The 18,301-nt window shown below is 60.3% G+C and carries 12 protein-coding genes; 9 read left to right on the top strand and 3 right to left on the bottom strand.

Features of this window, described 5'->3' with window-relative positions; translation table 11 throughout:
• Nucleotides 1-189 precede the first annotated feature (189 nt).
• Nucleotides 190-2,628: a Lon protease family protein gene (locus A7317_RS25245; protein WP_024077489.1), complete on the bottom strand. Its 2,439-nt coding sequence runs from the start codon at nucleotides 2,626-2,628 to the stop codon at nucleotides 190-192.
• Nucleotides 2,629-2,896: 268 nt separating this feature from the next.
• On the opposite strand from A7317_RS25245, the gene A7317_RS25240 reads away from it, so the two are divergent.
• The 5 genes from A7317_RS25240 to A7317_RS25220 all read left to right on the top strand — a co-directional run bounded on the left by A7317_RS25240 (nucleotide 2,897) and on the right by A7317_RS25220 (nucleotide 7,019).
• Complete coding sequence (locus tag A7317_RS25240; protein ID WP_016973832.1) at nucleotides 2,897-3,385, top strand: DUF3015 domain-containing protein; 489 nt, start codon at nucleotides 2,897-2,899, stop codon at nucleotides 3,383-3,385.
• 91 nt (nucleotides 3,386-3,476) lie between these two features.
• Nucleotides 3,477-5,330 carry a DUF4105 domain-containing protein gene (locus A7317_RS25235; protein ID WP_069077051.1) on the top strand — a complete coding sequence of 618 codons (1,854 nt, stop codon included), beginning with the start codon at nucleotides 3,477-3,479 and terminating at the stop codon, nucleotides 5,328-5,330.
• Between the two features lie 91 nt (nucleotides 5,331-5,421).
• Nucleotides 5,422-5,733 carry a chorismate mutase gene (locus A7317_RS25230; protein ID WP_024077491.1) on the top strand — a complete coding sequence of 104 codons (312 nt, stop codon included), beginning with the start codon at nucleotides 5,422-5,424 and terminating at the stop codon, nucleotides 5,731-5,733.
• Nucleotides 5,734-6,094: 361 nt separating this feature from the next.
• Nucleotides 6,095-6,451, top strand: a complete 357-nt coding sequence (locus A7317_RS25225; RefSeq protein ID WP_024077492.1) for a hypothetical protein — start codon at nucleotides 6,095-6,097, stop codon at nucleotides 6,449-6,451.
• A 70-nt stretch (nucleotides 6,452-6,521) separates the two neighbouring features.
• Nucleotides 6,522-7,019 (top strand): GreA/GreB family elongation factor, encoded by a 498-nt coding sequence (locus A7317_RS25220; RefSeq protein ID WP_024077493.1) that lies wholly within the window; start codon nucleotides 6,522-6,524, stop codon nucleotides 7,017-7,019.
• Here A7317_RS25220 and gdhA read toward each other — a convergent pair.
• The gene (gene gdhA, locus A7317_RS25215; RefSeq protein ID WP_024077494.1) at nucleotides 7,016-8,353 is read right to left on the bottom strand and encodes an NADP-specific glutamate dehydrogenase; all 1,338 of its coding nucleotides are present in this window, start codon (nucleotides 8,351-8,353) and stop codon (nucleotides 7,016-7,018) included. The two genes, A7317_RS25220 and gdhA, sit on opposite strands and share 4 nt — an antisense overlap.
• Before the next feature lie 457 nt (nucleotides 8,354-8,810).
• Nucleotides 8,811-10,475, bottom strand: a complete 1,665-nt coding sequence (gene ettA, locus A7317_RS25210) for an energy-dependent translational throttle protein EttA (RefSeq protein WP_024077495.1) — start codon at nucleotides 10,473-10,475, stop codon at nucleotides 8,811-8,813.
• A gap of 285 nt (nucleotides 10,476-10,760) precedes the next feature.
• Between ettA and A7317_RS25205 the strand changes: the two genes are divergently transcribed.
• The 4 genes from A7317_RS25205 (at nucleotide 10,761) to A7317_RS25190 (ending at nucleotide 18,301) form a co-directional block, all read left to right on the top strand.
• Nucleotides 10,761-14,612 carry an EAL and GGDEF domain-containing protein gene (locus tag A7317_RS25205; RefSeq protein WP_069077050.1) on the top strand — a complete coding sequence of 1,284 codons (3,852 nt, stop codon included), beginning with the start codon at nucleotides 10,761-10,763 and terminating at the stop codon, nucleotides 14,610-14,612.
• Between the two features lie 224 nt (nucleotides 14,613-14,836).
• Nucleotides 14,837-16,090 carry a serine hydroxymethyltransferase gene (glyA, locus tag A7317_RS25200; protein WP_069077049.1) on the top strand — a complete coding sequence of 418 codons (1,254 nt, stop codon included), beginning with the start codon at nucleotides 14,837-14,839 and terminating at the stop codon, nucleotides 16,088-16,090.
• A 208-nt stretch (nucleotides 16,091-16,298) separates the two neighbouring features.
• Nucleotides 16,299-17,324: an IS110 family transposase gene (locus A7317_RS25195; RefSeq protein ID WP_024074122.1), complete on the top strand. Its 1,026-nt coding sequence runs from the start codon at nucleotides 16,299-16,301 to the stop codon at nucleotides 17,322-17,324.
• A 659-nt stretch (nucleotides 17,325-17,983) separates the two neighbouring features.
• Nucleotides 17,984-18,301, top strand: coding sequence for a hypothetical protein (locus tag A7317_RS25190; RefSeq protein ID WP_041161302.1), 318 nt, complete (start codon nucleotides 17,984-17,986; stop codon nucleotides 18,299-18,301).

Raw genomic sequence — 18,301 nt, 5'->3', positions numbered from 1 at the left:
GTGGAGTTGGAATGCACTCAATAATGTGGGAGGCCCCCCTACCTCTTCGACGTAGTGCTGTCGCACATCAAACTGGAACCCCTGTGGCAAGCGGGCTTGTTGTGGCGAGCGGGCTTGCCCCGCGTTGGGCTGCGAAGCAGCCCCAATCAATCGGAATGCGGAGTATCAGGCACTCGCCACAACAGCCCATTAAGTCGGCTTGGCTTCCGCCAGTGCATGCTGCGCCAGCTCTTTCTCAGCCTCCTTCAAGTCCTCCTCGCTGATCATCTCGGCAATCGCACGCAAACGCTCGACCACCCGCGCATTCACCGAGCCCTCGGGGAATTGCCCTTCAGCGTCCGGCTCGCCGGCCGGCTCACCCACCAGCAGGCTCAAGGCCTCATCCGCCTGACGCACCGCGTAGATGTGGAATTGCCCGGCACGCACGGCCTGCAACACCTTCTCATCGAGCATCAGCGTGGCGACGTTGGCCTGGGGAATGATCGCCCCTTGCTCGCCGGTCAAACCGCGTGCCTCACACAGGCGGAAGAAACCTTCGATCTTCTCGTTGACACCGCCCACCGCCTGCACTTCACCAAACTGGTTGATCGAGCCGGTGATGGCAAAGCACTGTTTGAGCGGCGTCTTCGACAGCGCCGAGATCAAGGTGCACGCCTCGCCCAGGGACGCACTGTCGCCGTCCACGTAACCGTAGGACTGCTCCAGCGCGATACTCGCGGAAATCGCCAGCGGGAATTCCTGCGCATAACGGCTGCCCAGGTACCCGGTCAGGATCATCACGCCCTTGGAGTGAATCGGCTGGCCGAGGTTAACTTCACGCTCGATGTCGACAATGCCGCTGCCGCCTGGGTAGACCGTGGCGGAAATCCGCGCCGGCACGCCAAACGCCGAATCACCGACCTCCAGCACCGTCAACCCGTTGCACTTGCCGACGGCCGCGCCGGCGGTGTCGATCAGGATCACCCCGGCGAGCATGTCGTCGAGAATCCGCGCCGACACCCGCCCGGTGCGCGTGGCCTTGGCCTTCAGCGCGCGTTCGATATGGCCGGCATCAGTCATCTCGTCACCCGCCAGGTGACGAATGAAATCCGCCTCGCTCACCAACTGGAACAAGTCACCAATGCGCGCCGACAAGCGCCCCTGATGCTCCGCCAGCCGAGCACTGTAGGTAGCCAGCCGCGCCACCGCGTCCGACGTCAAAGGCGCCATGCCTTCTTCCGAAGTACGGGTTTTGAGCAACTGGGCGAACTGCTCAAGGCTTTCGTCGACCATCGGGATGTCTTCATCGAAATCCACCAGGACGCGGAACATCTCCTGGAAGTCCGGATCGGCGTCCTGCAACGCGTAGTACAGCTGGCGTGAACCGATGATAATCACCTTGACCTGCAACGGGATCATCTGCGGGTTAAGGGTCACGGTCGCCAGGCGGCCCAGCTCACCCAGGGGCGACTCCATCTTCAACTTGCGCGACTGCAGGGAACGCTTGAGGGCGTCCCACACAAACGGCTCGCTGAGCATTTTCTCGGCTTCCAGGATCAGGAACCCGCCGTTGGCCCGATGCAAGGCACCCGGGCGCAACTGGCGATAGGTGGTGTAGAGCGCGCCCTGGTCGGTGCTGTATTCGATACGGCCGAACAGGTTGTCGTAGGTCGGGTGCGGTTCGAACACCACCGGCGCGCCGCCATTGACCGGATGCCCCACCACCAGGCTCGGGCAGTACTGCTCTTCGAGCAGCTTGCGGGCCTGGGCGTCGGTCTTGGCGTCGTCCACCAATTGCTCGACCACGGTCTTCAACAAGTACACCTGCATGGCTTGCAGGTAGCCGCACACAGCGGCGTTCTCCGCGTACTTTTCCGACAACGGCGACAGCAACGGCTGGAGGGCCAGGGTGATGGTTTCTTCGTTGAACTGACGCAGTTGGTTGTTGGACTCGCGCTTCCATTGCGGCAGGCTGGCCAACTCTTCGTTGAGGCGTTCTTCCAGTTCGGAAATATCGGTGTGGAAACGCTCGCGATCGACTTCCGGCAGCTGCGAGAACTCGGCCTCGTCCAGCGCCTTGCCGTCGAGCATAGGGGTGAAGGCGATGTTGGAGCTGTCGCGGTACAGCGCCACGTCTTTTTCCAGGGCCAGGCGTTCAATCACGTCCAGGGCCTTGTCGTAGCGCTGGTTGAAGGCACGGTCGATCGCGCTTTTGCGCTGCTGGTACGTCGGGTGCTCAAAGACCGCCGGGAAGGTCGCCACCAGGTTGTCGATCAAGCCGTTGATATCGCTGATGAACGCCGCCGCGCCGCCCGCAGGCAGTTCCAGCGCACGCGGTTCGCGGGGCTCATCGAAGTTGTTCACGTAGACCCAGTCTGCCGGGGTCTGCAGGCGTTTGCCTTCGGCCTTCAGGTAGCGTTTGACGAACGAAAAGCGGCCGGTGCCCGGCTCGCCCATGACAAACACGTTGTAACCGGGGCGTGGCATGGCCACGCCAAACTGCAAGGCTTCAACCGCACGTTCCTGGCCAAGCACACCGCGAAAGGGCTCCAAGTCATTGGTGGTCGAGAAGCTGAACTGTTCAGCGGAGAAAGGGCGAGTCAGCGCTTCGGGCGCTAGACGCAGGCTGGCAGCAACAGGATCAGGCATCGGGCTTCCTTACATCAGGCGGGGCAGATGACGGCATTCTGGCTCCCGGTTGCGCGCTCTGGCAAGGCGCGCTTTTTGTGAAAGCCTGGACACGGCATGCGTCCTACAAAAAAAACGCGACAACTCTGATTGTTTTATAAAAAATCACGGAACCCCTGGAACCTGCCTAAACTCCAAACTGCGCGGGCCGGACTAATAACTGGCCCCTAAGGCGCTATGAAGTGCCTGAACCCTTGTCCATTGGTTTGCACACAAAGAGAAAAAAGCTATGAAACGGATCCTTCTCGGTACTCTCTTCACCGTCGTCTCCCTCAATGCAATGGCTGAAGCACCAGGCGGCCCGAACTGCGGTTGGGGCAACATGCTGTTTGAAGGCCAGCGCGGTACTCCAGCGCACTTCCTGGCGTCCACCACCAACGGTACTTCGGGTAACGCCACCTTCGGCATGACCTCGGGCACCAACGGTTGCAGCACCAACAGCGCCCTGACCTACGGCGGCAAGTCCTGGATTGCCATGAATGGCATGATGAACGAGCTGTCCGAAGACATGGCCAAGGGCAATGGTGAAGCACTGACCACCTACGCCGTGGTACTGGGCGTTGCCCCAGAAGATCGCGAACACTTCGCGGCCGTGACCCACGAGCACTTCCAGCAAATCTTCAGCAAGGCTGACGTCACCGCTGACGACGTGCACAACAACACCCTGGCTGTACTGAAAAGTGATGCCCGTCTGGCGAAATACGCTACCCAGGCTTAAGCTCGACCTGCCCGCGCCCTCCAAGGCGCGGGTTTTAATTTTGGACCCGCCCCCCCCTTGGGTCTTACTTTTCCCGACTTAAGTTGCCCCTATGCTCAAACGCTTTGCCTGGATGGCACTCTTCGCCTGCGCCCCGCTGTACGCGGCCCCGCACATTGATGACCAACGTTTGCAGCAACTGGCCAATGATCCGTTCTGGTTGTCCCTGGGCCATTACGAAGCCGGCAAGATCAGCGGCTGGCGCAGCTATGTCAGCGACAAGAAATTCTTCCTCGCATCCGACGGCGCCCACCACCCGGACGCCGAACTCAAGGCCACCGTTGAAGCGCTGTACGCTCCGGCCAGCCTGGGTGAAAAACACGCCCAATGCGTTTACCCCGCACGTACCCGCTGGCTCAAGGATCAGTTGCAACTGACCGACCTGCCAGCGCTGGACTGCACCGAATTCAAGCAATGGTTCAAGGATGTCGCCCCCCACAGCGCGGTGATGATCTTCCCGGCGGCCTACCTCAACAGCCCGTCCTCCATGTTCGGCCACACCTTGCTGCGCATCGACCAGGCGGATGTACAAAGCAACAACACCGCCCTGCTCAGCTACGCGATCAACTTCGGCGCCTATATCGAAGGCTCGGACAACAGCATCCTCTATGCCTGGAAGGGCCTGATGGGCGGCTACCCAGGCCTGTTCGCACTGGTGCCCTACCAGGAAAAACTCTCCGAATACCGCAGCCTGGAAAACCGTGACCTGTGGGAGTACCGCCTGAACCTCACTGAAGTCGAGACCAAGCGCATGGTCGAACACGTGTGGGAACTCAAGCAGATCCAGTTCGACTACTTCTTCTTCGACGAAAACTGCTCTTATCGCCTGCTCGAACTGCTGCAAGTGGCCCGACCCGGCCTGCGCCTGACTGAACAGTTCCCGCTCACCGCGATCCCGACCGACACGGTCAAGGCGGTGAAAGAGGCCGGGCTGGTCGAGAAAATCGACTACCGGCCGTCCCGTGAGCGCGAGCTGCTCGAACGCGCCAAGCCGCTGGACAGCGATGAACAGCAATGGGTACTGAAAGTCAGCGATGACCAGAAGCAATTGCAGGAGCCTGCGTTCAAAGCCCTGCCCCGCGAACGCCAGGCCCTGATCATCGACGCCGCCTACCGCCTTGGCCGCTACCGCGCCAACGGCCTGGAGCGCGACACCGAACGCTCCCAGCGCAGCTTCGAATTGCTGCGCGCGATCAACCAGAACCCCGCGCCCGACCTGAAGGTCGAGCGCCCCGGCCTGCCCGAGAACGGCCATGAGTCGCGCACCTGGCAGGCCGGCATCGGTACCCGGGGTGACAAGACCTTCGGCGAATACGGCCTGCGCATGGCCTACCACGACCTCAACGACAACGCAGAAGGTTTCCCTCTCGGCGCGCAGATTGAAATCCTGCAAATGAAACTGCGCCAGTACGAAGGCAACCACTGGCAACTGCAGCAACTGGACCTGGCCACCATCCGCTCGCTGACGCCTCGCAACGCGTTGCTGCAACCGTGGTCATGGCAAGTCACCGGCGGCCTGGAGCGCGTACCGGGCAAACACGACGACGAAACCCTCGTGGCCCACGTCAACGGTGGCGCCGGTGGCACCTGGCAACTGAGCGATGACATGCTCGGCTTTGCCCTTGGCACCGTGCGCGTGGAACACAACAACGACTTCAGCGAAGCCATCTCCCCCGCTGCCGGCTTCAATACTGGCGTGCTGTGGAAAAACCCGCTGGGCAACCTGAGCCTGGAAGCCAAGGGTGATTTCTTCACCAATGGCGAAGTGCGCCGCAGCCTCAGCTTGAACCAACAGTGGGAACTGTCACGCAACCTCGGCCTGCGCCTGAGTGCCCAGCGTGAGTACAGCCACTTATCGACGCCGGTGAATGAAGTGATGCTTGAGGTGAAGTGGTATCACTACTGATTAAAGCCTGGCGATGCTCAAAAATGTGGCAGGGGATTGGCCCCCAGATTTTTTTGTTAGCATGGCCCGCACAATCAGGAGTTCACTCAACATGGCCGTTACCTGCACCACCCTTGAACAAGTCCGCGACAACATCGACCGCCTCGACCAGCAAATCGTCACCCTGCTGGCCGAGCGCGGCCGCTACGTCTCCCAGGCCGCACGCTTCAAAAAAGACACCGATGGCGTCAAGGCCCCGCAGCGGGTGGAACAGGTGATCGCCAAGGTGCGGGACCTGGCGCAGACCGTGGACGCCAATCCCGAGGTGACCGAACAGGTCTATCGCGCGATGATCGCGGCGTTTATACAGCAGGAATTGGCGGAACATGCGGTCCTGACAAAAGCGGCAGAGCCGCACAGCTAATCCAGTCAGTTAAGGCGGAACACTGAAACTGTGGCGAGCGGGCTTGCCCCGCGTTGGGCTGCGAAGCAGCCCCAATAAGGCCACCGCGCTTATCCAGGCATATTAAATCGCCAGGTTTTGGGGCTGCTGCGCAGCCCAACGCGGGGCAAGCCCGCTCGCCACAGGTTACTTAGTGTTTGCTCGTTCTATCTCTTAACTGACAGGCATTAGGGCTTGCCACACGGGCAGCGCTTCTCGTTGCCATCGCTTGGGTGACGTCATCCCCTACCGCCAACACATTTCTCACCGCCCTTTCACACCGCCCCGACAAATCCCTATCTAGACTTCCCGTATCAGCCGTGAAACGGCCAGGGAGCAAGCGATGTGGCGGTATGCAGTGATGCTGTGTGCAGTGGTGGTGATGTCGGGTTGCCAATCAACCCATCAGGAGTTGCTGGCCAAGGGGTATCCACCGGCCTTTGCCGATGGTTTTGATGACGGTTGCAGCAGCGGTCGCCAGGCTGCCGGGGTGATCACCGGGGAATTTCGCAAGAACGTGCCGCGCTATTTGAAAGACCGTCTGTATGCAGAAGGCTGGGAAGATGGTTTCCGCCAGTGCAAGGCCATGCGCGAAAACGAAGAGTTACGCGACTACAAGGACAATCACTGGGATGACCGCGAGCGCGCCTGGCAGCAGGAGAAAGACCGCGACGCGGGCAGGGCTTATCGCTCGCAATAGGTCGTTTTCAGATATCCATCGAAACTAAAGCGCGGCGACCATGGCCCAAGCTCCATAGAGGGAGAACGTCATGAGCCGAGCTTTTGTAAACGAAGACAACGCAGCCGCCCAGGCCGATCTGCCGGTAGAACGCCAGGTCAGCGCGCAACCCAACCGCCTCACCGCGCAAGGGTTGGCGCAGTTGCAGACCAAGGTCGCGCAGTTGCAGCAGGCATACAGCATCGAATCCGCCAAGGGCGAACAGGCCGACAAGCAGCGCCAGGCTGACCTTGAGAGGGATTTGCGTTATTTCAACCAGCGGGTGCAGAGCGCCCAAGTGGTTGCGCCGGCCACTTCCACCGACAAGGTGCAGATCGGCAGCTGGGTCACCTTCGCCAATGAACAGGACCAACAACAACGCATCCAGCTGGTGGGCGAAGACCAGGCCGATGCCCACGCTGGCTTGATCAACTGGGGTTCGCCCCTGGGCCGCGCCTTGCTCGGCGCCCAGGTGGGCGACGAGGTACTGTGGCAGCGCCCCGTCGGCGACCAGTTGATCGAAGTAGTGCTTATCGAGCCCGAAGCCTAGACGATGCCCTGCGCCAGCATCGCGTCGGCAACTTTCACGAAGCCCGCGATGTTTGCACCCTTCACGTAGTTGACTCGGCCGTTCTCCTCACCGTAATGCACGCAGGCGTGGTGGATCGACTGCATGATGTTGTGCAGCTTGCTGTCCACTTCGCCAGCGGTCCATAGCAGGCGCATGGCATTCTGCGACATTTCCAGGCCACTCACCGCGACGCCACCGGCATTGGACGCCTTGCCAGGGGCGAACAGGATGCCCGCCTCGATAAAGATATCCACAGCCTCCAACGTCGCCGGCATATTGGCGCCTTCGGCCACGCAGATGCAGCCGTTGCGCAGCAGGGTGCGGGCCGCTTCGGCGTCGAGTTCGTTCTGGGTGGCACAAGGCAACGCGATATCGCAGGCCAGCTCCCAAGGGGTTTTGCCTTTGCGGAATTCCAGGCCAAAGCGTTCGGCCAGTTCACTGATACGACCGCGCTGGACGTTTTTCACTTCCAGCAGCGCCAACCATTGTTCCTCGGTCAAACCGCTTTCGGCGTACAGGGTGCCTTCGGAGTCGGACAGGGAGATCACCTTGCCGCCCAGGTCCATGACCTTGCGCGCCGCGTATTGCGCCACGTTGCCAGAGCCGGACACCGCCACGCGCTTGCCTTCAACCCGCAGGCCGTCGCGCTTGAGCATTTCTTCAGCAAAGTACACACAACCGAAACCGGTGGCTTCAGGGCGGATCAGGCTGCCGCCGTAGGTCATGCCCTTGCCGGTCAGCACCGAGGTGAACTGGTTGCTCAGGCGTTTGTACTGGCCGAACAGGAAACCAATCTCGCGAGCGCCCACACCGATGTCGCCAGCCGGAACGTCCACGTCCGCGCCGATATGGCGGTACAGCTCGCTCATGAACGCCTGGCAGAAACGCATGACTTCAGCGTCGCTCTTGCCCTTGGGGTCGAAGTCCGAGCCACCTTTACCGCCGCCCATGGGCAACGAGGTCAGGGAATTCTTGAAGGTCTGCTCGAAGGCGAGGAACTTCAGCACGCCCAGGTTTACCGACGGGTGGAAGCGCAGACCGCCCTTGTAGGGGCCGATGGCGCTGTTCATCTGGATGCGGAATCCGCGGTTGACCTGAACCTTGCCGTGATCATCCACCCACGAAACCCGAAAGGTAATCGCACGCTCCGGCTCGCAGATGCGCTCCAGGATGCCCGAAGCCAGGTAGTGAGGATTGGCTTCGAGAAACGGCCACAGGCTGCGCAGGACTTCTTCTACCGCCTGGTGGAATTCCGGCTGGTCGGGGTCGCGTTTTTTGAGGCGGGCAAGGAAGGATTCGACGGATTCGATCATGAAAAGTCTCGGCAAATTGATTGTTTTTGAATGAGATTGAGCCGGACTTTATCAATTCATGTCGCACCGCGACAGGGCAAAATGTCGCCTTTGTGAATTTAAATGGTGCATTAGATATAAATAAACCGCGAAAACGGGGATTTTTCGCACTTAAAAAGGGATTTCAAAGCCCGGTCATGCACCAATAGGAAAATAGCTATCTGGGGCCCGCGCCCCAACGCCGGTAGGAGCGAGCTTGCTCGCGAAAAACGTCAACGATAACGCGTGCTTCCTGAATCAACGCGGCGCCTGTGCGTTTTCGCGAGCAAGAACTAGGCGCCCCCCTCGCTCCTACAAAAAAGCCTTAACTGACTGGCACCAGGGCAAGCCCCTGCCACATTTGATCGGTGTGGGTCAGGAAAAACGCGCAAAAAAAAAGCGGAGCCCGAGGGGCTCCGCTTTTTTCAAACCAGCCGGATCAGGCCAGTTTTTTGTGCCGTACACGGTGCGGCTGGGCAGCAGCTTCACCCAAACGCTTTTTACGGTCCGCTTCGTACTCGGTGTAGTTGCCTTCGAAGAACACTGCTTGCGAGTCGTCTTCGTACGCCAGGATGTGGGTCGCGACGCGGTCAAGGAACCACCGATCGTGAGAGATCACAATGGCGGCGCCTGGGAAGTCCAGCAGGGCTTCTTCCAGGGAACGCAGGGTTTCAACGTCGAGGTCGTTGGACGGTTCGTCGAGCAGCAGCACGTTGCCGCCCTCTTTCAAGGTCAGGGCCAGGTGCAAGCGACCGCGCTCACCACCGGACAGGTCCTTGACGAACTTCTGCTGGTCGCCGCCCTTGAAGTTGAAACGGCCAACATAGGTACGCGACGGAATTTCATAGTTGCCGATGCGGATCTGGTCGGAACCATCGGAGATTTGCTGGAACACCGTCTTGCTGCCATCCAGGTCTTCACGGCTCTGGTCGACACACGCCAGTTGCACGGTTTCGCCGACTTCGATGGTGCCCGAATCCGGAGTTTCCTTGCCCATCAGCATGCGGAACAGCGTGGATTTACCCGCACCGTTACCACCAATAACGCCGACGATCGCGCCTTTTGGCATGGAGAACGACAGATTGTCGATCAGCACGCGGTCGCCATAGCCTTTGGAAACGTTCTTGAATTCGATGACCTTGTCACCCAGGCGCGGGCCGGCCGGGATGTAGATCTCGTTGGTTTCGCTGCGCTTCTGGAATTCCTGCGACTGCATTTCTTCGAAGCGTTGCAGACGGGCCTTGGATTTGGACTGGCGGGCCTTGGCGCCTTTGCGCACCCACTCCAGTTCTTCCTTCATGGCTTTTTCGTGGGCCGATTGCTGCTTGGATTCGGCGGCCAGACGGTCGGACTTGGCTTCCAGCCAACCGGAATAGTTGCCCTCGTAAGGGATACCGGCGCCACGGTCGAGCTCGAGGATCCAGCCGGCCACGTTGTCCAGGAAGTACCGGTCGTGCGTGATCGCAACCACGGTGCCGGGGAAGTCATGGAGGAAGTGTTCCAGCCAGGCGACAGAATCGGCGTCCAAGTGGTTGGTCGGTTCGTCGAGCAGCAGCATGTCGGGGGCCGACAGCAGCAGGCGGCATAGGGCCACGCGACGTTTTTCACCGCCGGACAGGTGCTCGACCTTGGCGTCCCACGCCGGCAGGCGCAGCGCATCGGCGGCGACTTCCAGCTGGCGCTCCAAATTGTGACCGTCGCCGGCCTGCAGGATGGCTTCGAGCTTGGCCTGTTCGGCAGCCAGCTTGTCGAAGTCGGCATCCGGTTCGGCGTAGGCGGCGTAGACCTCGTCCAGGCGAGCCTGGGCGTCCTTGATCACGCTGACGGCTTCTTCAACCACTTCACGCACGGTCTTGGTCGGGTCCAGGATCGGCTCTTGCGGCAGGTAGCCGATGTTCAGGTCGGGCATCGGGCGGGCTTCGCCCTCGAACTCGGTGTCGACGCCAGCCATGATTTTCAACAGGGTGGACTTACCCGAACCGTTGAGGCCGAGCACGCCGATCTTGGCGCCGGGGAAAAAGGACAGCGAAATATTTTTCAGGATTTCCCGCTTCGGAGGGACAACTTTGCCCAGCCGATGCATGGTGAAGACGTATTGAGCCATGGTGAACCTAGCGTCAGTGACTGATGAATTGAGCGGGCGAAGCCCGTGCCAGGCCATGCGCCGCGCGGGCCGTTGACTATCATCAATGCCAGCGAGCGGAAAAAGCCTGAATATCTGGGGCTGGAACGCCCCCGCGTAACCGGCAAAGCTACCTGAATGCGTCTGGCCAGTCCAGCCAGGCAGGGCTGGCACTTTGCCACAACTCAAGGCATGCTAGCCGCCCTCCGGGCGTCCGGCTTATAGTGCACGTCGCGCGCCAGTCCAGCCAAACCGCAGGATCACAGCTTGTCCAAAGTCACGCCGCCCACTCCTCTGCGCGCCGCTCATATAGCGCCGGGAGCGCCCCTGCACGGCACCCTCAAAGGCGCTTTGGCGACGCTCGTCCTCATGCTGCTTGCGCTATTGTTCTGGCAACTGCTCGACCAACTGCAGCAAAACCAGAAAAACCAGCAGCAATACACCATCGACTACAGTGCCGACCTGGCTGAACAGATCAGCCTGAACATGGCCCTGAGCGCAAAGATCGCCCTGAACCTGCTGCCCATGGTCGAGCCGCCGCGTGACAGCGAACAGCAACAGGTGCTGATGCGCACCTTGCAGCGCTCGTTGCCGGAATTGCGCAGCATCGCCCTCCTCGCCCCCAGCGGTGCACTGATCAGCGACAGTGCCACGGATAGCCAGGACAGCGCCTGGCTGGAGGAACTGGTGCAACGCAGCCACGCCCAGTCCTACTATTTGAGCAACAACAACGACGGCACCCTCATCTATCTGTTGCTGCATCAGCCCAGCGGCGGCTCGAGGATGTACTGGGTCCTGCGCCTGGACCCCAGCTACCTGGTCAACCTGACCCGCCAGGACGGCCAAGGCCAGCGCCCCATGTGGGTCATCGAGAACCGCCTGAACCACCGCGTGGTCGGTCGCGACAGCGGCATGCCGACACAATGGGCCAGCGCCCTGACGCCGGATGAGTTGAATAAAAGCGTGCTGGTCACGCCCCTGAGCAAAAGCGACTGGCAATTGCGTGGCCTGTTCGACCGCAACGCGGTGCTGGAACAACTGCTGCCCGCGTTTATCGGCAAGTGCCTGCTGGGCCTGGCCTTCTCGCTGGTGCCGGTGATCGTGCTGCTGAACATGCGTCGTCGTCAGCGCCAGGTGCATGAGGGCCGGCGGCGCTACCAGGATATTTTCGAAGGCACCGGCGTGGCCCTGTGCGTGCTCGACTTGTCGGGCCTCTACACGTTTTTCGACAAGGCCAGCGTGCACACCCGCGAGCAGTTGCACGCCTGGCTGCGCGACCATCCCGAGGAGCGCCGGCAACTGCTCAAGGAGCTGCGTATCACCGAGGTCAACCAGGTCGCCGTGCGCCTGCTGAACGTGACCTCGTGCGAGCAAGCCTGGGAACGCCTGATTGACGACTGCCCGCGTAACGCCACGGCCATCGGTTACCAGGTGCTCGAAGCGGTCCTGACCCAGCAAAACCAGCTGGAGCTGGAGATCCAGCTCAGTGATGTCGCAGGCAATGAGCAATACCTGTGGCTGGTGATGCGCTTGCCGGAGCAGCAGGACGACTTCAAGGCGGTGATCCTCAGCATCAGTGATATCACCAGCCGAAAGCTGATCGAATTGTCGTTGGTGGAGCGTGAAAGCTTCTGGTCGGACGTGGTGCGCACCGTGCCGGATCACCTGTATGTGCAGGACGTGATCAGCCAGCGCATGATTTTCAGCAACCACCACTTGGGCCACACCCTCGGCTACAACAAAGCCGAATTGCAGCAAATGGGTGAGTACTTCTGGGAAATCCTGCTGAACCCCGAAGATGCCGAGCATTACCATGACTTGCGCCAACAGCAGCGCCAGGCCGGCTATTCAACGCAGTTGCAATGCCAACTGCGCTTCCGTCACCGCAATAACCAATGGCGGCGTTTCGATATACGTGAACAAGCCTTGGCGCGTGACAAATCCGCACAAGTCACGCGCATCATCGGCGTGGCCAAGGACATCACCGACCAGATCGAAGCCAGCGAATCCCTGCGTGACAGCGAACAGCGCTACCGCATGCTGGCTGAAAGCATCAGCGACGTGATCTGCTCCACCGACAGCCAATTGGCGCTCAACTACATCAGCCCCTCGGTCAATGCCGTACTGGGCTATGACGTGGACTGGGTGTTCAAGAACGGCTGGCAGTCGATCATCGCCAACCCGCAGCAACTGGCCGGCATCTATAGCCTGGTCGAACAGGTCAGCCGTGCCTTGGGCGACGCCGAGGCGCTGACCCGCTTGCGTGACGACGTGCAGACCCAACTGTTCCTGTTCGACTGCCTGCGCGCCGATGGGCGCAAAGTGCCCATCGAACTGCGCCTGGTGCTGGTGTGGGACGACCACGGTGCGTTCGAGGGCATCCTCGGCGTGGGCCGTGATATCAGCCAGCAACGCCGCGCCGAGAAAGACCTGCGCATGGCGGCCACGGTCTTCGAGCACTCCACGTCGGCGATCCTGATCACCGATCCGGCAGGCTACATCGTGCAAGCCAACGAGGCATTCAGCCGAGTCAGCGGTTATGAGGTGGCGGATGTGCTCGATCAACTGCCGAACATGCTCACCGTCGACGAACAACAGGAAGCGCACCTGCGCTACGTGCTCAAGCAACTGCACCAGCACAGCACCTGGGAAGGCGAGGTGTGGCTCAAGCGCCGTAATGGCGAGCATTACCCGGCCTGGGTGGGCATTACCGCCGTGTTCGACGATGAAGGCGACCTGGCCAGCTATGTGTGCTTCTTCAGCGATATCAGCGAGCGCAAGGCCAGCGAACAACGCATCCACCGCCTGGCGTACTACGACGCCCTGACCCACCTGCCCAACCGCACCCTGTTCCAGGACCGCCTGCACACCGCGCTGCAGTCGGCGGAACGGCAAAAGTCGTGGGTGGTGCTGATGTTCCTCGACCTCGACCGTTTCAAGCCGATCAACGACTCCCTGGGCCATGCCGCTGGCGACCGCATGCTCAAGGAAATGGCCACCCGCCTGCTTGGCTGCGTCGCCGAAGACGACACCGTGGCGCGCATGGGCGGCGACGAGTTCACCTTGCTCCTGCAACCGCGGGTCAGCCGCGAAATGGCACTGAACCGCGCCATCCATGTCGCCGAACAGATTCTCGCCAGCCTGGTGAAGCCGTTTGTGCTGGAGGGTCGCGAGTTCTTTGTGACCGCCAGCATCGGCATCGCCCTCAGCCCCCAGGACGGCAACGAGCTGAGCCAGCTGATGAAAAACGCCGACACCGCGATGTATCACGCCAAGGAACGTGGCAAGAACAACTTCCAGTTCTACCAGGCCGACATGAACGCCAGCGCCCTGGAACGCCTGGAGCTGGAAAGCGACCTGCGCCACGCCCTGGACCAAAACGAATTCGTGCTCTATTACCAGCCGCAGTTCAGCGGCGACGGCAAACGCCTGACCGGGGCCGAAGCCTTGCTGCGTTGGCGCCACCCGCGCCGTGGCCTGGTGCCGCCAGGGGACTTCATTCCGGTGCTCGAAGAGTTGGGCCTGGTAGTGGACGTGGGGGACTGGGTGATCAGCGAAGCCTGTCGCCAGCTCAAGACCTGGCACCAGAACAAGGTGCGCGTGCCGAAAGTCTCGGTGAACATCTCCGCGCGGCAGTTCTCCGACGGCCAACTGGGCACGCGCATCGCCACCATCCTCAAAGACACCGGCCTGCCGCCGGCGTGCCTGGAGCTGGAGCTGACCGAAAGTATCCTGATGCGCGAAGTCAACGAAGCCATGCACATCCTCGACAGCCTGAAAAACCTGGGGCTGAGCATTGCGGTGGACGACTTCGGCACCGGTTATTCGTCACTCAACTACCTCAAGCAATTCCCCATCGATGTGCTGAAAATCGACCGCACCTTCGTCGACGGCCTGCCGTCCGGCGAGCAGGATGCGCAAATCGCCCGGGCAATCATCGCCATGGCCCACAGCCTCAACCTGGCGGTAATCGCCGAGGGTGTGGAAACCCATGAGCAGCTGGACTTCCTGCGCGAGCACGGTTGCGACGAGGTGCAGGGTTATCTGTTCGGGCGGCCGATGCCGGCGAATCGGTTCGAGGCACAGTTCAGCAACGACGCGCTGTTCATGTTCGACTGAAATTTTGTGGTGAAGCCACTGGCCTCATCGGGGGCAAGCCCCCTCCCACAGGGGAATGCGCTCCAGATGTGGGACGGGGCTTGCCCCCGATGAGGCCGGTAATGACACCGCTCATCCCTAAGTGAATCCCACTTGTCCGCGACATGATGTCCTTTCATATGCCATCTAAAACCCATTGGGTTAGAATGCCCTCCTTTTCTGCCCCCCGATCCTTGAGGACCGCCATGTTCAGCCGTGATTTGACTATTGCCAAGTACGACGCCGATCTCTTCGCCGCCATGGAGCAAGAAGCCGTGCGCCAGGAAGAGCACATTGAGCTGATCGCTTCGGAAAACTACACCAGCCCTGCGGTGATGGAGGCTCAAGGTTCGGTTCTGACCAACAAGTACGCCGAAGGCTACCCAGGCAAGCGCTACTACGGTGGCTGCGAGTACGTCGACGTGGTTGAGCAACTGGCCATCGACCGTGCCAAAGAACTGTTCGGCGCCGATTACGCCAACGTCCAGCCACACGCCGGCTCCCAAGCCAACAGCGCCGTGTACCTGGCCCTGCTGCAAGGCGGCGACACTATCCTGGGCATGAGCCTGGCCCACGGCGGTCACCTGACCCACGGCGCCAGCGTTTCCTCCTCCGGCAAGCTGTACAACGCCGTTCAATACGGTATCGATGCCAACGGCCTGATCGACTACGACGAAGTCGAGCGCCTGGCGATCGAGCACAAGCCAAAAATGATCGTCGCCGGTTTCTCTGCTTACTCGCAGATCCTCGACTTCCCACGCTTCCGCGCCATCGCTGACAAAGTCGGCGCGTACCTGTTCGTCGACATGGCCCACGTGGCCGGTCTGGTCGCCGCGGGCGTCTACCCGAACCCGGTACCCTTTGCTGACGTGGTCACCACCACCACCCACAAGACCCTGCGCGGTCCACGTGGCGGCCTGATCCTGGCACGCGCCAACGCCGAGATCGAGAAGAAGCTGAACTCCGCCGTATTCCCAGGCGCCCAGGGTGGCCCGCTGGAGCACGTGATCGCCGCCAAGGCCATCTGCTTCAAGGAAGCGCTGCAGCCTGAGTTCAAGGTCTACCAGCAACAAGTGGTGAAAAACGCCAAGGCCATGGCCGACGTGTTTATCGCACGCGGTTTTGACGTGGTATCCGGCGGTACGGAAAACCACCTGTTCCTGCTGTCGCTGATCAAGCAGGACATTTCCGGTAAAGATGCTGACGCTGCCCTGGGCAAAGCCTTCATCACCGTGAACAAGAACTCCGTGCCGAACGATCCACGTTCGCCGTTCGTCACCTCCGGCCTGCGCTTCGGCACCCCGGCTGTGACCACTCGTGGCTTCAAGGAAGCAGAGTGCAAGGAACTGGCGGGCTGGATCTGCGACATCCTGGCAGACCTGAACAACGAAGCCGTGATCGACGCGGTTCGTGAGAAGGTCAAGGCCATCTGCAAGAAGCTGCCGGTGTACAGCGCTTGATTGCAGTTGCTTGACTGAGAAGCCCGCTGTAGGAGCGAGCTTGCTCGCGAAAAACGTCAACGATAACGCGTGCATCCTGGATACACGCGGTGCCTATGAGTTCTTCGCGAGCAAGCTCGCTCCTACAAGCGGGCTAATGAGATGGTCACCCCCACACCCTGCGAGGGCTACGCTTTCGCAGGGTGTTTTGTTTTTGGAGGCCATCATCATGAGCGAGTCAGCGCTGATCGGGATCGATCTCGGCAAACATAATTTCCACCTTCTGGGCCAAGACAAATCGGGCCGCGAGGTGTTTCGCAAAAAGCTCTCGCGAGCGCAGATGATGCGGTTCTTCGGCAACTTGCCGAGCTGCGTCGTGGTAACGGAAGCCTGTGCCGGCTCTCACTTCATCGCCCGTCAGCTTGCGGCGATGGGGCATACGACCAAGTTGATTTCACCGCAGTTTGTCCGCCCTTTCGTCAAGGGCAACAAAAATGACTTTATCGACGCAGAGGCCATTTGCGAGGCGGCTTCCCGTCCGTCCATGCGCTTCGTTACGCCTAAAACCGAGTCTCAGCAAACCCTGTCTGTCCTGCATCGCATGCGCGAGTCGTTGGTGCATGACCGCACCAAGACAGCCAATCAGATGCACGGTTTCCTGCTGGAATTTGGCATCAGCCTGCCCAAAGGCTCAGCCATCATGAAGCGTTTGGCAGCTGTTTTGGCCGAGCATGAGCTGCCTGTGCGGCTGACAGTGCTGTTGCAACGCCTGCACGATCACTTCGTTTACCTGGATGAACAGATCAAGGAACTGGACAAACAACTGGCTTGCCAGCTGGCCGACGATGATCTGGGGAGCCGTTTGCTTAGCATGCCGTGTGTCGGTCCGATCACCGCCAGCCTTCTGGCTGTAGAAATGGGCGATGGCAAGCAATACCGATGCAGTCGCGATTTTGCGGCTTCAGTGGGCTTGGTGCCGCGACAGTACAGCACGGGCGGCAAAGCCAATTTGTTGGGGATCAGCAAGCGGGGTGACAAGCACCTGCGGCAACTGCTGGTGCAATGCTCCAGGGTTTACATGCAGAGGCTGGATCATCAGAAGGGGGCTTTGGCCGACTGGGTGCGAGCGCTGCTGCGCCGACGACACTCGAATGTGGTGGCCTGTGCCCTGGCCAACAAACTGGCGCGTATCGCTTGGGCGATAGCGGCTCACCATGCGCAATATGAAGCAGGGCCAGACGCCTTGAACGCCTGACCCTGCGGTTGTTGCAGTACCACAATTCACCCTTCAGGTTTTGCGATAGCTGAACAACGGATGACGTGAACGGCCTACCGGCCTGGCGAAGATCCTGACATAAAAATCGGCTTCAGAAGCCGACGGGCTTTTAAGGATCGTCAGGCGCGACTCTCATCGTGGCGCTGGGGCAAGCCCCAAACAGACGCCGGATAGATTTAAGCAAGCCAACCACATCGCCCGTTAATCAGTATTGCAAAAATGGGGGGCAGTTAAGCGTACATCGCCTTCTGTAGGAGCGAGCTTGCTCGCGAAAAACGTCAACGATAACGCGTGTTTCCTGAATGAACGCGGCGCCTGTAAGTTCTTCGCGAGCAAGCTCGCTCCTACAAAAAAGCCTTAACTGAACGGCATTAGGGCAAGCCCGCTCGCCACAAAAAGCCTCCACAAAAAACCGCCGCAACAAGCCTGCTTGCCACAGCAGGCCCGCTCGCCACGGGTTAAGCAGGTTCGTCACTAAATTGACTCCGCCTGAGAGCGCAACGCCGTTGGTCCCTACAACCTTGGTTTGTCGTGGTTTTCTTCTATTCTGAGCTTAGGGATATCCACAGGAGTCGCAGGATAGAGACAGTCTCGCCGTGTCATCGGGGCTGAACACCGATCTACCGAGGGTCGCCGCCATGCCGCGCAACCTTTGCCTTACCCGCCAGTGCCTGGGCCTGGTTACCCGTATTGAATGTTCCATTCGCCCTCTCGCGGGGGATAACGGGATGTGGACCTTGCTATTTGCCGCCGGAATGACCGGCGAGCAGCCTTCCACCATCAAGTCCCAGGGCCCGTTCCATGGGCCCTTCGTGGCAGAAAACATGCTGCAATCGATTGTGGATAGCCTCACCCTGCATGGCTATGAGCTGGTGCCAGATCCGCAAATATGGTGTCTGCATATGCAGGCTCATTTACGCCAGCTCAATGGCAGCCAGGAGTGTCTGGCCCTGTAA

The sequence above is a fragment of the Pseudomonas fluorescens genome (assembly GCF_001708445.1).
Lineage (GTDB): Bacteria > Pseudomonadota > Gammaproteobacteria > Pseudomonadales > Pseudomonadaceae > Aquipseudomonas > Aquipseudomonas gorinensis.
The sequence above is the reverse complement of the archived record's forward strand: the minus strand, read 5'-3'. Positions and strand labels throughout refer to the sequence as shown.